The organism is Vibrio sp. 10N.261.45.E2 (assembly GCF_002875705.1).
Lineage (GTDB): Bacteria > Pseudomonadota > Gammaproteobacteria > Enterobacterales > Vibrionaceae > Vibrio.
The window spans coordinates 1-1,153 of record NZ_MCZZ01000037.1; the positions used below are offsets into that span (position 1 = coordinate 1).

The window sequence follows — 1,153 nt, forward strand, 5'->3', positions numbered from 1 at the left end:
TCGGCGTAGTCGGTGTAGTCAGCGCTCCTTCCGAGCCACAGCCAGACAACATCAACGCAGCAGATAAGGTTATTATGAGGGCCGTATTTGATGTAGACATAATGATACTTTCCCGTTAATACTTAAAATTTGGAATGATAATTTCAACTCGGCGATTTTCTGCTCGCCCCTCTGCGGTATTGTTGTCAGCAACAGGTCGAGACTCACCGACACCTTGCCAATCAAGTTGTGTCGGGGTGACGTCCAATTTAATCAGTTGATTGACGACCGCTTGAGCACGATGCTCGGAAAGTTTTTGATTGTAGAGTGCGGAGCCTTTTGAGTCAGAGTGGCCAACAACAGCGGCTTGAGCTTGTGGGTAAGCGTTTAATACCGAAGATACCTCAGTTAATTGGTCAATAAACTCATGGCTAGGTTCGCTTGAATCAAAACCAAACAATCCATTTGTTATTTTTTGTTTAAACACCTTAATTTTAGACGGTGTTTCTACCGTGACCGTCTCTTTGGCTGGAATACCTTCCATGACAGGAGCTGGCTCAACTTCAAATAACGCGGGTTGTTTGGTGCCGCCAAACGTATAGGTTAGATTGACCAATAATCCATGACTATCATACTTCCCCGTATTTGACTGACCAATACTGTCAATGTACTGATAGCCCGTAGATAATCGGACGTTAGGGTTGAACTTATAGTTAACTCCCACTTCACCGAGAGGAGAAAAGCCAGTGGCATCGCTATTAGTTAAAGATTTTTGAGTTTTTTCCATATCCCAATAAGCAGCACCAAGTCGGCCGTATAAACTCAGGTTATCTTGTAGGTACCAATCGTAACGGAGAGCGCTTTCAATCAACCAAGTTTTCACATTAACTGATGTAACATCTGCCTTTAATTCATCGTGATACTGATATCCGACATCCCAACTCCAAGATGGAGTAAGCTGCAATCCGGTATATATGCCTAATATTCCGCCCTTTGGATTGGAGTAATTGTAAGTCTCGTCTAGAGCCAATTGATACCCGCCCTTTACACCAACAAAGACTTGAGGGGATTCAGTCTCTGCTAGTACGGAAGTGCTCAACAAAGTAATAAGTAATATTTTTTTCAAGGGGAGTAACCCACACCACAGCTAGTTGATTATTAAACCTATCATAGT

General features: G+C 43.0%; 1 protein-coding gene. It reads right to left on the reverse strand.

Annotation, left to right across the window (positions count from 1 at the left end):
* Positions 1-115: 115 nt before the first annotated feature.
* On the reverse strand, positions 116-1,105 hold the full coding sequence (locus BCT34_RS02085; protein WP_076654780.1) for an OmpA family protein: 990 nt from the start codon (positions 1,103-1,105) through the stop codon (positions 116-118).
* Positions 1,106-1,153 lie beyond the last annotated feature (48 nt).